We start from the raw sequence: 2288 nt of genomic DNA, 5'->3' as shown, positions 1-2288 counted from the left end.
ACTGCGTCTTTCCACCGTGGAAACGCAGGATTTGCTGGAACGTCTGCAAAAACGATACGATGAACAGGAAAGCGGTTTTGCTTTATTGCGTTTTGGCCCGGACCGCTGGCAGATGACAACCAGGCCCTATTATGGGGAGATTGTCAAGCGAATTCTTGATACACGCCGCAATGCGCCGCTCTCACCGGCAGCATTGGAAGTCCTGGCTGTAATTGCTTATAACCAGCCTGTTTCTCGCAGCTTTATCGAACAGGTTCGAGGTGTGGATTCTTCGTCCACAGTTACAAAACTGTTGGAAAAAGGCTTGATCGAGGAAGCTGGGCGATTGGACCTGCCGGGAAAACCGGTAGCTTTTCAGGTTACCGACACATTCCTTCGTGTGTTCGGACTGGGGAGCCTGCAGGATCTTCCGCCTTTGCACGATGAAGCGGGGGTAGAAGAAACGGCCGAACAGGCGCCGGATGAAGTTCCGGAACAAGACAGCGAACAATTGGAATGGAAGTGAGCAACGATGCCTGTATTGCTTGCTATACTTAAAATTCTCGCGGTTCTGCTGCTGATTCTGGCGGCGATACTGATCACGGCGTTGCTGCTGCCGCTTGGCTTTTCCGTTGAATATAAACCCGGAAAATTCCGGTTGTCGGTTGTGTACGGACCTTTTCGCCGCACATTGTGGGCGTACCGCGCGAAGGCCAAAAAGCAAAGTGCTGTAAGTGAAACCTTATCCACTATAAAGAAGGAAGTACCCAAAAAACCGGAGCAGCAGACGGAACCGATTACGGAAAAAACGAAAACAGAACCTTCTGCACAAGCACCTTCGGAACAAGGCGCACCTGCAAATCCGCCTCCTGTAGTCGAAGAACCGCCCCCGGAAGCAGAAGAGGAACTGGACAAACTGCCTTCTGGTATTCGTGGCCGCTTGGAACGGGCGATAGAGGTGCTGGAAGAAGACCCCAAAGCTATGTTGCAGTGCGTGCTGGGGCATATGCAGTGGCTTGATCGCCATTCTGTATTTAAATTGCACATTCGCCATCTGAATGTGTTCTGGACAGTCACCTGCGACGATGCAGCAGCAACAGCAATTACCTATGGCGCTGCCATGGGGGCATTAAATACAGCGCTGGCACTGATGCAGCAGACTGTACGGCTGCAAAGTGACCGCCTGTGGCTGGAACCGGATTTTACCGGCGCGCGCCGAACGGAACGCAGAATTTCTTTTACCGTGTCGGCCAGTGCCGCATTGATGATCCATCTGCTGTACCGGATCTGGAGAGATCCTTTGCTGCAGCCGAAAACACAACCCAAAACCGAAAACAATTGACCGCATAAATTTGAGGAGGAGTTATTATGGCAGAGCATCCTATTCAAGGTTTGATGGGCGTTACCATCGACAAGATTCGTGAAATGGTAGATACCAGTACGATTATCGGCGATCCGATCCATGTGGACGCTGCCACTACCATCATCCCTGTTTCCCGTGTCACCTTCGGTTTTGCGTCTGGCGGGTCTGACGTAGCGCCGAAATCGGACAAGCAGATGTTCGGCGGCGGTACCGGTGCCGGAGTTTCCGTTACGCCGGTTGCATTCCTTGTGATTTCCGGAGGAAATGTCCGCACGGTCCAGCTGATTGAAAAAGTTACCGCGGTGGATAATGCGATTGCGGCATTGCCGGATCTGGTTGAGAAAATCACCGCTATGATGAAGAAGGATAAGCCTGAAGAGGCCGAACCCAAAGCGTAAGGAGTAAGCATGGCAGAACAACGGATACAAAAAGTACTGGCTGATCAGGGGATTTGTTCCCGCCGTGAGGCTGAACGACTGATCGCCGCCGGAAAAGTAAAAGTCAACGGACATCCCGTGGGGTTGGGAGATAAAATGGACCCCGATTACGATAAGGTTTCTATTGATGGAAAAAACGTTCGGATCGTGCGTAAGCGTCAATATACCTATATTATGCTTCATAAGCCCAGAGGATATCTGACCACCAGATCCGATGACCGGGGCAGAAAGACCGTTATGGATCTGGTAGCCGATGTACCGGCTATGCTGCGGCCGGTTGGCCGCCTGGACAAAGACAGCGAGGGTTTGCTGTTGATGACTGATGACGGCGCGTTCATTAACCTGCTTACTCATCCTTCCGGAGGCGTGGGCAAATTGTACCGGGTTACGGTCAATCCGCGCGCAACGGAAGAACAGGTTGTTCAAATGGCATCCGGCGTTGTCTTGGATGACGGCGTGCGCACACAGCCATGCGTCATCCATGTTGTGACGGACGAACCGGGACGTAC

4 protein-coding genes are annotated in these 2288 nt (G+C 52.2%); all 4 read left to right on the top strand.

Annotated features, from left to right (window positions below):
• The first annotated feature begins 16 nt into the window (after positions 1-16).
• Positions 17-505 (top strand): SMC-Scp complex subunit ScpB, encoded by a 489-nt coding sequence (gene scpB, locus H6B10_RS14080; RefSeq protein ID WP_345941852.1) that lies wholly within the window; start codon positions 17-19, stop codon positions 503-505.
• A gap of 6 nt (positions 506-511) precedes the next feature.
• A complete protein-coding gene (locus H6B10_RS14075; RefSeq protein ID WP_204652179.1) occupies positions 512-1321 on the top strand; it encodes a hypothetical protein in 810 nt (269 codons plus the stop codon).
• 26 nt (positions 1322-1347) lie between these two features.
• Positions 1348-1740 (top strand): GerW family sporulation protein, encoded by a 393-nt coding sequence (gene ytfJ / locus H6B10_RS14070; RefSeq protein WP_204652178.1) that lies wholly within the window; start codon positions 1348-1350, stop codon positions 1738-1740.
• 9 nt (positions 1741-1749) lie between these two features.
• The coding region (locus H6B10_RS14065; protein WP_204652177.1) for a pseudouridine synthase at positions 1750-2288 on the top strand (539 nt) is incomplete at its 3' end.

Origin of the sequence: Gemmiger formicilis, from assembly GCF_016901605.1 — a bacterium.
Lineage (GTDB): Bacteria > Bacillota > Clostridia > Oscillospirales > Ruminococcaceae > Gemmiger > Gemmiger formicilis_B.
Note: the sequence above shows the minus strand (reverse complement) of the source record. Positions and strands in the feature narration are given on the sequence as shown.

What these genes read in the sequence shown, in the direction of transcription:
- H6B10_RS14075 (WP_204652179.1), top strand. Translation starts at nt 512, where the DNA reads ATGCCTGTATTGCTTGCTATACTTAAAATTCTCGCGGTTCTGCTGCTG.
- ytfJ (WP_204652178.1), top strand. Translation starts at nt 1,348, where the DNA reads ATGGCAGAGCATCCTATTCAAGGTTTGATGGGCGTTACCATCGACAAG.